At 61.2% G+C, this 14,441-nt stretch carries 11 protein-coding genes and 1 pseudogene; 4 read left to right on the top strand and 8 right to left on the bottom strand.

The features are described from left to right. Positions 1 to 227, bottom strand: a pseudogene (locus F3H35_RS19075) (5-aminolevulinate synthase); the annotation flags it as partial. Positions 228 to 593: 366 nt separating this feature from the next. Continuing rightward, positions 594 to 1,226 (bottom strand): response regulator transcription factor, encoded by a 633-nt coding sequence (locus F3H35_RS17540; RefSeq protein WP_223228465.1) that lies wholly within the window; start codon positions 1,224 to 1,226, stop codon positions 594 to 596. Between the two features lie 654 nt (positions 1,227 to 1,880). Here F3H35_RS17540 and F3H35_RS17535 point away from each other — a divergent pair. Then, entirely contained in the window at positions 1,881 to 2,765 is an 885-nt protein-coding gene (locus F3H35_RS17535; protein ID WP_223228464.1) for a histidine kinase dimerization/phospho-acceptor domain-containing protein, read from the top strand. 23 nt (positions 2,766 to 2,788) lie between these two features. Here the strand turns inward: F3H35_RS17535 and F3H35_RS17530 are convergent, their stop codons facing one another. From F3H35_RS17530 to F3H35_RS17510, 5 genes are all read right to left on the bottom strand, one after another. After that, the gene (locus tag F3H35_RS17530; protein WP_149780834.1) at positions 2,789 to 4,882 is read right to left on the bottom strand and encodes a vanadium-dependent haloperoxidase; all 2,094 of its coding nucleotides are present in this window, start codon (positions 4,880 to 4,882) and stop codon (positions 2,789 to 2,791) included. Positions 4,883 to 4,946: 64 nt separating this feature from the next. Beyond that, complete coding sequence (locus F3H35_RS17525) at positions 4,947 to 5,360, bottom strand: hypothetical protein (protein WP_149780833.1); 414 nt, start codon at positions 5,358 to 5,360, stop codon at positions 4,947 to 4,949. Between the two features lie 4 nt (positions 5,361 to 5,364). Then, the gene (locus F3H35_RS17520; RefSeq protein WP_149780832.1) at positions 5,365 to 6,693 is read right to left on the bottom strand and encodes an HlyD family type I secretion periplasmic adaptor subunit; all 1,329 of its coding nucleotides are present in this window, start codon (positions 6,691 to 6,693) and stop codon (positions 5,365 to 5,367) included. Positions 6,694 to 6,707: 14 nt separating this feature from the next. Beyond that, positions 6,708 to 8,576 carry a calcium-binding protein gene (locus F3H35_RS17515; RefSeq protein WP_149780831.1) on the bottom strand — a complete coding sequence of 623 codons (1,869 nt, stop codon included), beginning with the start codon at positions 8,574 to 8,576 and terminating at the stop codon, positions 6,708 to 6,710. Then, positions 8,573 to 10,345, bottom strand: coding sequence for a type I secretion system permease/ATPase (locus F3H35_RS17510; RefSeq protein WP_149780830.1), 1,773 nt, complete (start codon positions 10,343 to 10,345; stop codon positions 8,573 to 8,575). The genes F3H35_RS17515 and F3H35_RS17510 overlap by 4 nt, the downstream gene beginning before the upstream one ends. Before the next feature lie 268 nt (positions 10,346 to 10,613). Here F3H35_RS17510 and F3H35_RS17505 point away from each other — a divergent pair, with 268 nt between their 5' ends. Together F3H35_RS17505 and F3H35_RS17500 are read left to right on the top strand one after the other, a co-directional pair. Further along, on the top strand, positions 10,614 to 12,473 hold the full coding sequence (locus F3H35_RS17505; RefSeq protein ID WP_149780829.1) for an ATP-binding protein: 1,860 nt from the start codon (positions 10,614 to 10,616) through the stop codon (positions 12,471 to 12,473). A gap of 37 nt (positions 12,474 to 12,510) precedes the next feature. After that, the gene (locus tag F3H35_RS17500; RefSeq protein WP_007817506.1) at positions 12,511 to 12,903 is read left to right on the top strand and encodes a response regulator; all 393 of its coding nucleotides are present in this window, start codon (positions 12,511 to 12,513) and stop codon (positions 12,901 to 12,903) included. A gap of 111 nt (positions 12,904 to 13,014) precedes the next feature. Here the strand turns inward: F3H35_RS17500 and F3H35_RS17495 are convergent, their stop codons facing one another. Beyond that, the gene (locus F3H35_RS17495) at positions 13,015 to 13,668 is read right to left on the bottom strand and encodes a response regulator (protein WP_223228463.1); all 654 of its coding nucleotides are present in this window, start codon (positions 13,666 to 13,668) and stop codon (positions 13,015 to 13,017) included. Positions 13,669 to 13,926: 258 nt separating this feature from the next. On the opposite strand from F3H35_RS17495, the gene F3H35_RS17490 reads away from it, so the two are divergent. Next, on the top strand, positions 13,927 to 14,436 hold the full coding sequence (locus F3H35_RS17490; RefSeq protein WP_149780828.1) for an oxidoreductase: 510 nt from the start codon (positions 13,927 to 13,929) through the stop codon (positions 14,434 to 14,436). Positions 14,437 to 14,441: the final 5 nt, after the last annotated feature.

Below are 14,441 nucleotides of genomic sequence, written 5' to 3'. Positions count from 1 at the left end.
AGATAGTCGTTGCCGCACCAGACGGTGATCGGCTGCTCGGTGCCGTCGGGACGGCGCCATGTGGCATGCGGAAACTGGCCATTGCGGCGTTCGATATCGATGAAGGTCCGGTAGCGGCCTTCCTGATGCAGACGATCAAGGGCAGCATCGAGATAGAGATCGCGACCACGCTGGCAGCCAAGGCAGCCGGAGCATTTCGAGCGGGGGGGTGTCTGGGTCTGTGTCATGCCGGCCTTCCTGCAAGATGCGTGCTGATCCATTGGTGTGCAGGAAAGCTAACGGCGCTGCGGGCCGGACCACAGATGAGAAGGTCCAAGCGAAACTCATACCAAGGTCCAAGACGGGGTCGGCACTATGACTGGCGACCATGCGGACCAAGGGGGACGCGACGGCAAACGACCCTGAGCGGTGAAGCGTCAGGGCCGGAAGACCGGAAAGCCGGAGCATATGGGCTTCGAGACAAAGGGGCGCGGCGCGTTCGCGAATGCCTGAGACGCCATTACGAACGCGCCGCTGAATGGCCGGGCGTTAGGGAACCATGGCCAGACCATTCTGGGACGGGGGCGCCGGGCGGCCGCCCCCGAAAACCGGGGTCAGACCCCGAGACGCTGCGCTTCCAGAACCACCTCGAGGCGGTTGGCTGCACCAAACTTGTCCTTGAGAGAGCCGACATAGTGTTTGACGGTTTTCTCGCTGATTTTGAGCTCGACCGAAATCTGACCGTTGGTCATGCCCTGCATCAGATGGCGGACCACCTGGCTTTCGCGGGCGGTCAGGCGCAGGCGCTCGGCCTCTTTGCGCTTGGCTTCGGCCTGACGCAGCTTGGCGAAGATATCCATCGCCATGTCGGGCTGCACGTAGTTGTCGCCATTCATGACGCGGCGCACCGCCATGCACAGATCGGCCAGCTCACTGTTATAGGTCAGGATCCCCGATGCCCCCGCATCCAGAGCCTCGACAGCTGTGTCGATGCCCTTCTCCGAGCAGAAGGCCAGGATGCGGACGGTCTCGCAGCTTTTGCGGAACGCGCGCAGGGTCTTCATCGGCTGGTCCAGCGACCCCAGGTCCACGATCACCACCTCGAACCGTTCATTGGCGCATTTTTCAACGGTGTCAGGTGTGAACGCGGCAGCGCATTTCAGATCGAAAGACTCGCAGGAAGATATCAAATGTTCGAAACCGGCACGCGTAAAGGCGTGATCGCAAATCACCATCGTTCTATACATGTCTCGTCCCCATAAGTTCGGCGCGCCCGCAGCAGCAGCGTCTGCGCACCTGTTCCCATGTCAGGTTGGTTTCCGTTTCCCCCAACGGAATCTGCAGGGTCGTTGTCCCATTCCGGGCCTTGAAATCCGAACTATCTTTGGAAAGTGGAAAGTCTTTGGCGCTTATGGCAAGTGGGCAAAAGTCGCATCACGCAACTCAAACGAAGCGCCTGAGAAGACGTTTCGGACGGGCCAAAGAGCAAGGGATTTAGTTTAATTAATTGATTTTGCGTATTTTTAAAGACATCCGACCTTTGAACCGGATAATGGTCCGACGTGATCTGCGACAATGGTCTCGCAAGACCAGGGCGCTTGACCTAAAGACACCGCCGAGACCCTTGGTCGAGCAAGAGTTTGGACTTTGGTCCTAGTCCGGGGTAGCGGCGATTGGGACGCTTTGTGATATCCCCCGAGTCCGGTGTGTTCGATTCGCAGCATGGTGGCTGTCTGAACGAAACAGGTGTGCTGACCACACCATCGCACAGGGGCTTTGACACCCATGCAAGACAGATGTGCCTTCTCGATGCCGCGGATCCCGGCTGATGCCTGCGCGGAGCGGACAGCGCACAGGGCGCGCGCCGCCTGCATGGTTTGCCCCATCGATGGAGGCTGACCATGTTTCGCGATGAATCCCTTGGGAAGGTCGTGATTGTGCTGATCACGCTGGCGGGCGCGGAATTGGGCATCATGCTGGCCTTGGCCAAGCTCGAGCCGCGGATGCCCTGGCTGACAGAGAAGATATGGGGCGAGGCGATACTGGATGCTGTGCTGCTGTTCTGCATCATGGCGCCTGTGTTCTACTGGCTGCTGATCCGGCCGCTGCAACGGTCGAACGCCATCAAGCTGCGCTTTCTGGACATGGTGAGCGACGATCTGAGGAACCCGCTGAATGCCTTGCAGGGTATTGCCATGGCATCGCGGGATGATCCGCCGCTTCCCGAGGGTCTGGATGAGATGCGCGAGGATGCGTTGCACTGGATGCAGTTGCGGGTGGACCGCGTGGTGGCCTTCAGCACGCTGGAGGCGGGAGCAAAGCTGTCGGCGGCGGGGGCATCGGATCTTGCGGGCTGTGCCGAAGAGGCAAGGCGGCGCTTTGGGTTCATGTTCACGACCTGCGGGCAACGGCTTGATATCGGCCATGACGGGCCGCCCGTTGAGCTGAGTGCGGTGGAGAGCGAAACCCTGATGCAATTGTTGTTCTCGATGCTGGAAATCGCCCGCATGTCAGACGAGGGACAAACGACCCTTGTGACATTTGGCCATGGGCAAGGCAGGCGGGGGCAGAACGGGGTCTGGGTGACGGTCGCACAGGCAGGCGAAAAGACCGCTGGTGCGGATGCGACCTGCGCCGCGACCGGCCCGTTCGAGCGGATGAGACTGGCCCGCGACATCCTGGAGCATATGGCCGCGCGCGCGCATTGCGATTACCGTTGGGATGCGGATCGCACGCAAGTGCTGTGGATGCCGGTCGGGCGACCGGACCAGGAGGCTTTCGCCTGATCCGGCCATGGGCATGCGGCCCTTCATCCGAACAGAAATTCGTCGAAGAAGGGCTGCTGTTCGGGCTGCGCTGTGCCGTTGGCGAACTCGGAGGCAAGGTCATAGGCATCTGCACCGATGGCCGCACCGGCGCTGAGCCCGTCGAGATTGCCGTCGCTGAAGTGAATCCCGCCATAAATCCGCGAGAAGCCGGCGTCGTTGGCGGCCTGCGAGAACGTGTCCCATTCGAAGATGTATGTCTGGGTCGGCAGCGCGGCATCGAAGGCGCTGGTGCCTGAGGCAACCGTGACTTGCGCGTCGAAGTGATCGGAGCCGGTGAAGGCGGCCAGCACTGCGGCGCCGGCACCGGAAAACGTGCTGTGTCCCGAGGTATATTCCGCGAAGGGCGGAGATTGTTCACCGCCGGGCAGCTGGTAGGTGATGAAGTTCTCGGCAAGGATCGTGCGGGTGCCGAGACTGGTGCCGGTGTCGGGGTCGATGCCGCCGAAGGCCTGGATCACATATCCGGCCTCACCAGTCAGCTCGTCCACGCCCGGCTCGCCGATCAGGCCGAGCTTGCCAAGGTCGCGGATCACGGTGACCGGGCGGGCATAGTCGAAATGCACCTTGGCGTCCCATGTCGCGATGGCCGCATCGTTCAAGGCGTTGCCCATTGTCATGAACAGCAGGGCATCCGAGGCCGCGTCATGACCATCGCGTTGAGAGACATATTGCGCCAGCGTCATCCAGGCACCGGGCGGATAGCTGCTGCCGGGACCGTCCTCCCAGAATTCAGCGATCAGTTTCTGGTCTTCGGTCAGGGTCGCGCTGGTATGAACGATGGCTTCGGCCTGAGAGATGAAGGCCGGATTGATGACCGGACCGATCAGGGATTTGTCCACGGGGATCGTGTCGGCGGCCTGCCACGTTTGCCCGTTGACGTTCACGGGCGCGGCGAGGGTGATCGTGCCGGTGTCGAAATCGAGGACAGCGTTTTGCTGATCGGCCGTGAAGAACGGCTCGGGCCCATCGGGCCGGATCAGGGCGGTGTCGGTCGCACCGGTCGGGGTTTCAGGCAGGGCGAAGCCTTCGGCCAGGCTGAGTTCCGGGGTCAGGAATGTTTGCAGGGCGTCGGGATCGGGCGATAATTTGCCCTTCTTTTCAGGGGTCCAGCGCGAGATGTCGTTTCGTGTGTCGGGACCGGGGTTGACCGGTGTGTAAAGCCCGTCGGACAGATTGGCCAGCACGGCCGCTTCGGCAAGACGCGGGGTCAGCACATCCTGCGCGGCGTCACTGCCGACAACATGCGCGCGGCTGTCATCAGAAATGTCGATCCCCACGCGTTCGGACAGCACCTTGTCGAACATATCGCGGTGGCCGGGAAAGAGTTGCGAGAGGGCCTGATATGCCGCGACATGCATGGCGGCTTCGATTTCGGCACCGGAGGCATCAGAAAGGCTGGCGATATCGAGGTTGTCCCCTTCGAGGTCGATCGATACGCGTTGTGCGACAGGGTCATAACTGGCCTGAGCGTCATAGATGGCGGTGTGCATGATCGAGAAGGCACGCGCCGCATTGGTCGGCCCGAAACCGATATCCACGATCACGGTCTGCAGGATCTGATCCCAGAGCACGCTTGGTGTCGGATCGGGTGTGTTGACCGTCATCAGGCGAGGACCGCCTTCGGCCAGGATATCCGGGCCGGGTGCTTCCAGCATTTCCACGAGAAAGGCCGTCTGGAAGGTTTCGCCGCCCGCCATGAACGTGGTCGCATCTTCAAGCGACACTGCCTCGCCGTCGAGACGGCTGCGGGCGATCAGAGAGCCGTCTTCAAGGAAGAAATCGTAGTCGCGCAGAGGACCGGCCAGGGCAAAGATTCCGGCGGGGACTTGTGAAATCTCATCCGCCGGATCGGACAGGATTTCGAAGCTGTCCACGTCGTCGAATTCCCATTCGGCATCGCCCTTGCGGGCCTCGATCTCGAGCTCGTCATCTTCATACTCGATCTCATAGTCGCGGGGCTGGCCCTTGAGGGTAATACTGCGCGTCTCACCGTCCTGGGTGATATTGATCTCGAACTCGCCCTTGTATTTGTCTTCGGTGTCGCGATCGCGATCCTTGCGTTTGTCACGTCCCATGAGGTGCTGTCCCTTCGTTTTCTTATCGTCTGTCCCTGGCGGATACGGGGGTGATCTTGAGATTTCAGGCGTCTTCGGGCCGGCGCGGCGGCGGCGCATAGGTGGGCATGGCGTCGAAATGCGGTGTCATGCATTCCTGATCGCGGCGCGGGGTGCACAGCGCGGTGAAGACAAGCATCTGACTGAGTGACAGCCCGTTGTTGCCGCGCTTGGCGCAGTCGACGTTTTCACGGCCGTTGCGTTCGAGCGACGTCACGCAGACCACCACGCCGCCCCGCAGGAAGGTATTGGCGAGCCGTTTGGCGCTGAGGCCCGCCGCCTGTGACGATGGCGGACAGGAGACACCGTGAACGCTCATGATCCTGCCATTGAGGTTCAGGGTATCGCCCTCGAGCGCCTTCCAGGTCATGTCCTTGGGTTGCCCGTAGGCGGAGGTCGCCAGAAGGATCGCAAGGGCGGAAAGACAGATGCGGAGCATGGGTTTACCTTTCCTTGAAGGCCCGCGCGAACTGATCGCTGAAGGGCTTGACGAGATAGGACAGGGCGGTGCGTTCGGCCGTGGTGACATAGACTTCGACCGGCATGCCGGGGCGCAGCTCCTTGCCGCCAAGGCGGGCCAGCTGATCGGGCGTCACGTCAACTTTGATCGAGTAGAAATCGCCCGGCATCTTGGGATCGCTTGTCGCGGCGGCGGCCACGTAGGACACGGTGCCTTCGATTTCGGGGGTTTCGTTCTGGTCGAAGGCGACAAAGCGCATCCGGGCGGCATATCCGGTGTCGACCTGTTCGATGGATACCGCCGGGACGCGGGCCGTGAAGACCAGTTCGGCCTCTTCGGGGACAATCGTCGCCAGAATTTCGGCGGGGCTGATGACGCCGCCCACGGAGTTGACGTTCAGATCATTGATCAGACCCGAGATCGGCGCGCGGATTTCGGTGCGCGACAGGGTGTCTTCGATGACGAAACGCTTTTCGGTGAGTTCCGACAGCTGGGTTTCGATCTCGCGCAGTTCGCGTTGTGCATCGGTGCGCATCTTTTCCTGCATCGAGAGGATTTCCAACTCCAGCTCGCTGACGCGGCTGCGGGCGCGGCCCAGTGCCGAGAGGATCTCGCCGCGTTCGCCGCGCAGGCGGACATTCTCGCGCTCGATCGAGAAGGCGACATTGCGCACGGTCAGGCGACGCTCGGAGAGGTCTTCGACGCGGGCGCTTTCAGCCTGCACCAGCAGGATTTCATCCTGTTTGGCGTCAAGGCGGGCTTCGAGGCCATCGATTTCGGTTCGGACCTGTTCGATCCCGAGGTCGATCTGTTCCTTGCGGCTGACGAAGGACGAGATGTTGCCCTGGAAAATGCGCCGCTCGCCGACATAAATGGCCTGCAGTGCGGCGGGCGTCACGATCAATTCATCAAGACCGGCGGGCATGGGGAATTCCGCCATCAGGTCGCGCTGCGCTTCGAGGCGGCTTTTGCGAATGGCCAGCTCGGCGATTTTGCCGTGCAGGATCGCGCGTTCGGTGCGGGCGGATGTGTCATCAAGCCGGAGCAGGATGTCACCCTCGCGCACATAGTCGCCAACATTGGCGGGAATCTCTTTGACGATGCCGCCGTCGCGGTGCTGGACGACGCGCAGATCGCGGTTGACCGACACTTCGCCGCTGACGACGACCGCGCTGGCAAGGTTGGCATTCGCCGCCCAGCCAAAGATCGCGGCGACCAGAAGGGACGCCATCACCAGACCGGCGATCACCCGCCCGCGAATGGCATAGACGGCATCCTGCGAAGCGTTGGGGGTTTTGCTGTTGCGTATCATGGCGTGGCTCCTGTTCAGGATGTGAAGTCTTGGGAGGGATCGGACTCGCGGTCGGGACCGCTGATCCAGAGGTCGAATTCGATTTCGCCGGTTTCATGTTCCTGGCGAAGTTCGATGCGGCGGATCATCAGGGCGTCTTCGTCGTCCTGACGAAACCCGGGGCGGCCATGGTTTTCGGCCACGGTTTCAGGATCGAAGACCGAGATCCGGGCCTCGAAATCCGAGCTGTCCTTGCGAATGTCGCGCGTGTCGGTCACCGCGTGCAGATCGGACAGCGCAAGGTGGATATCGTTGGTCAACACCAGAGTATCGTCGTGGCCAAAATCCGTGATCTGGAATGCGGTCCGAGGCGTCGCAGGGGCTCCGGGGCTGAAGAAACCCGACAGGTCGAACACTTCCTTGCCTGCCCCTGCAGCGAAGACTTCGATGTCTGTGAAGCTGTCCTGCGGAAGGCCGGGGCGCGTGATCGTGCCTGCAGCGATGTCGATATGAGCCTGTTGGCCGGTGCCGGACAGGTCGAGCGTATCAATGCCGTCGCCGCCATCTACCGTATCGGACGCGTCGTCGGCGGCGAGCTGGATCGTGTCGTTCCCGGCATCGCCAAACAGCAGGTCCGCGCCGGTGCCGTCCCACAGGATGTCATCGCCTGCGCCGCCGGTGAGGATGTCATCACCGACACCGCCATCGAGCGTGTCGTTACCCTGCTCGCCGGCAAGGCGGTCGTTGCCGCTGCCGCCGGTCAGGATGTCGTCGCCTGCCGCTCCGATCAGCAGATCATCCCCCGCGCCGCCCAGAACTGTGTCGGCCCCGTCGCCCGCATGGATGAGATCGTCGGCATCGGTGCCCGACAGGTCGTCGTCAGTGGACAGTCCGAAGGTGATGTCACGAGCGGCCTGTATCGGATCTTCAAAGCAATCCGCGTCGATGCCCGCAATTGGATCGCAGCTGTGACCGGCATCGCACTCCGGGGTTGTGTCGCAGTCAGAAGCTGTATCGCAATCGGCGTCTGAGGCGCAGTCGGAGGAGACGTCATCACAGGGATCGCCTTCGGCAGAGTCGTTGTCGCAGGGTGGATGATCATCGCAGGGTGCATCATGATCGCCAGGCGCATTGTCTTCGCAGGCTGCGTCGTGCTCGCCATGCGCATTGTCCTTACAGGGCGCGTCGTCCTTGCCGTCATTCCCGCCGTCGTCATCATCGTTTGGGCCGTCTTCCACCGGAGGATTGACGGATGGGGGCGGGTCTTGGGGACCGTCCTCGTTCTCGATCTCATCTTCGGGATCAGGACCGGCGGGCGGCAGTGTTCCGTCGCCACCACCCGTGCCTCCACCACCGGTGCCAGTGCCGGGGCCTCCTCCGCCGGACGGCGGGGTGCCGGGATCGGTACCGGGGCCGGGCTCGAGTCCGGTTTCCGGAGCCGTGGCGAATGCCGAGGGCTGGAAGTTCAGGGGTGCAGGTTGAAGGCCGGACGCATCGAACCGCTCGGGCTGGAGACCAGAACCAGCAGGCGACAGCACCGATGACGGCGAGGATTGCGGCGACGTCAGGATCGCGCCCTCGTCCTCGTCGCGCGAGGATGCCTGGAACAACGCGGCGTTGCCATAGGACATGCGACCGCTGTTGTCGGCGGACGAATTGTCCGTCTCGCAGATGGGTGCTGCGTTGTCGTCACCCGAGATGGGCGTGTCGGGGGCGGCTTGCGCCGCAACCTCGGAGCCGCCGAGCAGGGTCTTGATATAGGCGACCAGACCGAACAGGGCCATCATCGCCATACCGATCTTGCGCTTGGGAATGGCCGTCACCGTCTGGCGCAAGCCGTCCATCGCGGTCAGACGCTCTTTGCCGGGCGTCTGGACCTTCTTGGCTGATTTTACCTCGATCATGTGCCTGTGTCCTCTGGTGCCGGGGCGGCCTTCATGGCGGCGCCTGCTTCACGGAGGGGCGTGGCCGGGGGCACCGGGGCCGCCTTGACGCGCATGATCTCGGATTTGGGACCAAAGCGGCTGAGGGCGCCATCCTGGACAACACCGACCAGATCGACATGCTCCAGAGCACTTGGGCGGTGAGCGACGACGATCACGATGCCGCCGCGATCACGGATGCTTTGGATCGCATGACTGACGGCGCGTTCGCCTTCGGCGTCGAGGTTCGAGTTCGGCTCGTCCAGCAGGACGACGAAAGGATCGCCATAGAGCGCCCGTGCCAGAGCGATACGCTGACGCTGACCACCCGACAGGCTTGTGGCGCTGGCGCCCAGTTCGGTCTCGTAGCCGTCGGGCATGGCGAGGATCATCTCGTGAACGCCTGCCGCACGTGCCGCCGCAATGACCTTTTCGGGATCGGGATCGGCAAGGCGCGAAATGTTGCGGGCAATCGTGGTATCGAACAGGGTGTAGTCCTGCGGCAGATAGCCGAAGCTGCGCGAAATCGTGTCTTCGCCCCATTGCACCAGATCGGCGCCATCCAGGCGGACATGGCCGCGCAGCACGGGCCAGACCCCGGCCATCGCCCGCATCAGCGAGGATTTACCACCGCCACTGGGACCGATGAGGCCAAGTGCCTGCCCGGCTTCGAGCTGAATGGTCACATCCGACAGGAGCACACGACCGGATCCAGGCGCCACAACGGTGATCCCTTCGGCCGAGAACGACTGCTTGGGATCGGGCATCTGAAGGGGGCGTGCCTGTTCGGGCAGGGCGGCCATCGTCTGACGGATGGTGGCCATGGCGTTGCGGGCCGCGATCAGGTTCTTCCAGTTGGCGATGGTCGAGTCGATCGGTGCAAGGGCACGGGCCGAGGCCACGGACGCGGCGATGATCGCGCCAGCGGTCATCTCGCCCATGATGGTGAGATAGGCACCAAGGCCCAGAACCGCCGATTGCAGCATCATGCGCAGCACCTTGGACAAGGCGCCCACGGTGCGGGTCACGTCGCTGGACCCGGATTGCAGGGTCAGGTGCGCGTCGTTGGCCTGCTGGAACTGAGCCAGAGCCTGCGACGAGAACCCCATCGCCTTGATGACATCGGCGTTGCGGGCATTGGCCTCGGCCACCGAGCTGCGCTGAACGGCGGCACGGCTGACCTGGGCATTCGCCTTGCGGGTCAACAGCTCGGTCAGGACGGTCATCAGCGTGAGAACCACGGCCCCGCCAATGGCCAGAGCGCCCAGATACGGATGCAGCACGAACACGAAGGCCAGAAAGATCGGCATCCAGGGCAGATCGAACAGCGACACAAGCGCCGGTCCGCCGAAGAAGTTGCGCAGGGTGTCGACGGTGCGGCCCCTCTCCATCGCTTCGGCAACGGAAAAGCCATAGCGCGGCATGTCGATGCTCATGCGGTGGATATCGGGAGCGACCCGGGCATCGAAGCGCGCGCCGACCCGGTGGAGGATCTGAGAGCGGATGACATCAAGCCCGCCCTGGAACATGTAAAGGCCAAGTGCCAGCACCGAAATCAGGGCGAGCGTGGGGATGCTGCCACTCATCAGGGCGCGGTCGTAGATCTGCATCATGTAGAACGCGCCGGTCAGTGCCAGGATGTTGATGATCCCGGACAAGCCGAAGATATACAGGAACACCGGCCGTAGCCCGGCAGTCAGGCGGGCAAGGCGTGCATCCTTATCAGACTGTCTTGAAGAGGATCGGGCCATGTCATGTGCTCCTTTGGGTCAAACGTGTCCCAAGGCTTATGACGCAAAGCCGCAGATCGGCCTTCCACGCTATGTCGGATCAAAAATCAGACCTTCGTCCGTGGCGGCACCCGGACCATCGACCCCGCCTCACCCGAGCATCGAGCGACCGCAGCGCGCCGGTGCGACCCGGCATATCGGACTTTGGTCTGATACAGCATCAGACCAACGGGACTGGTTAGATAAACCCTTGAGTGTATAGTCTGCGCAGGTAACCTCAGGAGGTGTCGTGAGCGCGCACGCAAATACACCCGAGCGGACGCTGCCAGAGCTGTCTGGCAGCGCGGCAAAGCAGACCCGTATCAAGGGATGGGTCTGGCCCCTGCAACAACAGATCGCCGTGATGGTTCTGGCCGCGATCCTGGTGTTCGCGTTGGTGATCCAGCTATGGAACTATCGCACGTTCATGAACACCGAGATCGAGCGAACGCAGGAAAAGCATCTTGTGATCGCACAGAACGTGTCGTTGTCGCTGTCACGCTATGTCACGGACGTGGCGCGCGTGTTTGCCCATGCGGCGACCGAAGTCAGCAACAATAATAGCGATGCGACGCGGGTTGCCCATCTGTCATTGCTGGAATCGCTGAACGTGGAGAGCATGGCCTTGTTGCCAACCTTCGCAGCGGACCAGCCCCCGCCCAATTGGCTGGGCAAGAATTTGCCCCTGCCAGAGCAAACGGTATTGGATGATCTGCGCGCGGGCACGAATGCGACCCTCGGCGGCGTTCAGATTTCAGGTCTGCAACGCATCGGGGACGGCAAATATTTCGTTCTGGGATACGAGCTTCCCGATCAGAGGCTTGCGATCGGCTATATGAGGACCGACTACATCAAGGCGGTGCAGAGGGCCATCGCCTTTGGTGAGTTCGGGCATTCGGCGATCTTCGACCAGTTCGGGCGCGCCATCGCGCATCCCTCGCCAAAGGTCGAGGAAAACATGGTGGATGCTTCCGGCATCTCGGCGGTGCGGCGGATGCTGAACCGCGAGACCGGGGTCGAGATGTTCTTTTCGCCGCCCATGCAAATGGACATGATCGCGGGGATCACCTTTGTGCCCGAGACGGGCTGGCCGGTCATGGTTCCACAGCCGATCTATGAACTTTCGGACGCGGTGAATGGCAGTCTGTCGAAATCCTATCTGCTGGCGGTGCTGGTGGCCGCCCTTCTGGGCGCTGCGGGCTGGGCCATGTCACGCCGGCTTGCACGACCGGTTCGGCATTTCACCGAGATCAGCAGCAGGATCAGCGACGGGGATTACGCCATCACCCTGCCCGACGAAGAACGCTCATCGACCGAGATGTGGCAACTCAACGAGTCCCTCAAGACGATGATCCGCCACGTGCGCAGCTCGGACAAGAAGCTGCGCGAGGCGCTCAGGCTGGAAGAGGAAGAGAACAAGCGCAAGAGCGACTTCCTGGTGATCGCGGGTCATGAACTGCGCACACCGCTGAGCGGCGTGGTGGGCATGTTGACGATTTGTCGCGAGCAAAAGGACGATGCGGACCGCGACCGATATCTGGACGTGGCGTGGTCGTCGGCAAAAGAGCTGAACGCGCTGGTCGATCACATGGTCGATTTCGCCGAGGGCACAACCGAGTCGATCCGGCTTGACCCGGTGACGTTCGATATCGAGGCGCGGATCCGCGAGATCGAGTCGCTTTACGGAAACCTTGCCCAAACTGCCGGGCTGGAGTTCCGACGCACCGGGCTTGGCGATGGCAGCACGCAGATCGTATCGGACCCTGCGCGCATATCGCAGATGATTTCGAAGGTCTTGGAGAACGCGGTCAAGTTCACAAAGGAAGGCAGCATCACGCTGCATTCAGAAATTTTACAGCAGGATGATCGCAAATGGCTTAAGGTGGCGATCAGCGATACCGGGATCGGGATCGATGAGACGCAGCTGGAGCGAATTTTCATGCCGTTCGAACAGGTTGAATCATCCTTTACGAGATCATATCGCGGAATGGGCATTGGACTGTCCGTTGCGCAGGCCATTGCGAGTAAATTCGGAGGCCACATCACCTGCGCAAGCAAAGTTCACGAAGGAACGCGGTTTGAGATATGGACACCCATCGAGCTGGCATAATCCTCTGGGTGAGACGCCTGGAAGGCGTCTGGCGCCCGTGAGCGATCGGCGAAATATCCTTGTCGTCGATGACGACGAGATCAACCGTATGGTTGTTCGTGTTCTGATGGAGCGCCGGAACTACCGCGTGGTCGAGGCCGCAAGCGGGCCTGAGGCTCTGGATCTGGTCAAGGATGAAGCTTTCGACGTTGTCCTGATGGACCTGAGCATGCCGGGCATGGATGGTCTTGAGACGACGCGCCACATCCGCAGCGATGCCGCAGGCAGCCAATTGCCTGTGGTGGCACTGACCGCGCATACCAGCCACAAGGAACAGCAGATGTGTCTGGAGGCCGGCATGAACGCCGTGTTGCGCAAGCCGTTCGATTCCGAGCAGGTGGACAGGCTTCTGGGGCTGCTGGACCATAGCGCCAAGGGGCCGGACGCCTGAGAGGCGTCGAAGGCAGCACAGGTGGCGCCCGGAGAAAGTCGACCGTGGCACAAAGCAGATGAAACGGCTTGATCGGGACAGCCTGCCCTTCACGAAACCGGCTGTCGGTTGTCAGAAGTCGATCAAGGCGTTGTTTCGAGCAATGACGACGGCCTGCACCCGGTTGGACGCCTTCAGCTTGCGGCAGATCGCCCGCATATGCATCTTGACGGTCGTTTCGTTCAGGCCGACCTGACTGGCGATGCTCTTGTTCGTCATGCCCTCGGCTGCGAATTTCAGGATCAGAAGCTCGATTTCCGTAAGCTCATCGCCATCCGAGCCATTCACTGGCGCTTCGATCACCGAAGACGGCAGGAAGGTCTGACCCGACAGGATCAGGCGCAGTACACTCTCCAGGGAGTTGAGAGGCATCGTCTTCTGGATCACGCCATGTACGCCCAACTCTATTGCCCGCTTGACGATATGGCGGTCGGCATTTGCGGTGAACAGGGTGATCCGCGCGGCCGTGCCCAGGTCGATGACACGCTTCAAGCTGTCCAAGCCTTTGACGCCCGGCATGCGAAGATCAAGCATCACCAGATCATAACGCGGGCCGTCCGTCATGGCGGAGATCGCATCGGGCAGGTTTTCCACAGTGTCGACGGTAAAGAGCCCGTTTTCCATCAAAACACTGGCGACCGCCTGAGCAATCAGGGTGTGATCGTCTGCGAGCAGAATGCGAATGGTCTCTGAATTCGATTGCTCTAGTGTTTGAGAATGCTGCACACTATTTCCTTTGGCTATAACGCTTTTTCAACCCTCCAAATACCTTTACAGAACAAACTCGACACAACACCCAATGGGCAGTCCAACGGCAAAACGCGCGGTAGATATCGTGCGTGCCTAATAACCGTTTGCGGGTGTTCCTTCGCAAGAGCAAATTTATCTTATAACGAAAGACACGCATAGCTATCACTTGATAATATTGTGACATCTTTTGACCGGCTGCTATATCGGGGCGCAAGTTGAGAAAATTATTAATAATTGATTAAAAAGGACTCCATCATGTTTGCCAGACATATACTTTTCAGCGGTGTCCTCGCCGCCTTGCTGAGTTTGGGTGCGGCGGCGCAGGCGCAAGAGACACTCTTGAAAATTTCGGGCGCGCTCGACGGCCCTGCACCTGTTTCATTTTCAGACTCGGATCTGGCTGCTTTGCCGTCGGTGGAATTCGTGACCGGCACAATCTGGACCGAAGGGGTCAGCACGTTCAGTGGTCCCTCGCTGAAGTCCGTGCTGGAAGCGGCGGGTGCGGGCCGTGGCGATCTTCTGCTGGTGGCGGCGAATGACTACAAGGTTTCGCTGCCGAGGGACGTGATCGAGGATGACTATCCCATTATCGCCAACCGGATCGACGGCAAAGCCTTCGGCATCCGGGACAAGGGGCCGCTTTGGGTAGTGTTTCCCTACGATGCAGAGCCGCGATTCCAGTCCGAACTGATATATTCCTACAGCATCTGGCAGTTGACCCAAATCGAAGTACTGGAGGAGTGAAGCAG

The organism is Roseovarius litoreus (genome assembly GCF_900142765.1).
In the GTDB taxonomy this organism is placed as follows: domain Bacteria; phylum Pseudomonadota; class Alphaproteobacteria; order Rhodobacterales; family Rhodobacteraceae; genus Roseovarius; species Roseovarius litoreus.
Note: the sequence above shows the minus strand (reverse complement) of the source record. Positions and strands in the feature narration are given on the sequence as shown.

What these genes read in the sequence shown, in the direction of transcription:
- F3H35_RS17530 (WP_149780834.1), bottom strand. Translation starts at nt 4,882, where the DNA reads ATGGGACGTGACAAACGCAAGGATCGCGATCGCGACACCGAAGACAAA.
- F3H35_RS17540 (WP_223228465.1), bottom strand. Translation starts at nt 1,226, where the DNA reads ATGTATAGAACGATGGTGATTTGCGATCACGCCTTTACGCGTGCCGGT.
- F3H35_RS17535 (WP_223228464.1), top strand. Translation starts at nt 1,881, where the DNA reads ATGTTTCGCGATGAATCCCTTGGGAAGGTCGTGATTGTGCTGATCACG.
- F3H35_RS17520 (WP_149780832.1), bottom strand. Translation starts at nt 6,693, where the DNA reads ATGATACGCAACAGCAAAACCCCCAACGCTTCGCAGGATGCCGTCTAT.
- F3H35_RS17525 (WP_149780833.1), bottom strand. Translation starts at nt 5,360, where the DNA reads ATGCTCCGCATCTGTCTTTCCGCCCTTGCGATCCTTCTGGCGACCTCC.
- F3H35_RS17515 (WP_149780831.1), bottom strand. Translation starts at nt 8,576, where the DNA reads ATGATCGAGGTAAAATCAGCCAAGAAGGTCCAGACGCCCGGCAAAGAG.
- F3H35_RS17510 (WP_149780830.1), bottom strand. Translation starts at nt 10,345, where the DNA reads ATGGCCCGATCCTCTTCAAGACAGTCTGATAAGGATGCACGCCTTGCC.